The sequence below is a fragment of the Acinetobacter sp. USHLN143 genome, assembly GCF_037145695.1.
In the GTDB taxonomy this organism is placed as follows: Bacteria; Pseudomonadota; Gammaproteobacteria; order Pseudomonadales; family Moraxellaceae; genus Acinetobacter; species Acinetobacter fasciculus.
Genome location: NZ_JBBCWZ010000340.1, coordinates 1 through 222 on the forward strand (window position 1 = coordinate 1; position 222 = coordinate 222).

The 222-nt window shown below is 33.8% G+C and carries 1 pseudogene; it reads right to left on the reverse strand.

Annotation, left to right across the window (positions count from 1 at the left end):
• Positions 1-112: 112 nt before the first annotated feature.
• Positions 113-222, reverse strand: a pseudogene (locus WFH18_RS18300) (IS3 family transposase); the annotation flags it as partial.

Here is a 222-nt window from a genome sequence, read left to right on the forward strand (position 1 = left end):
TTTATATTGTTACTTAGACAGGTAGGACATTTGATTTGTAGCGTTATTTTCATACCTCTATTTTATCAAAAGCCATATTGTTTTTTTCAGCATACTTTTTGAAACACCACCGATTTGGTTTACGATATAACGCATTAATGCCCATTTTCTTCATTAAAGTACGTGTATGACGTCGTCCTATATGATGTCCTTGACGATTCAATAAATCACGCATCATACGGC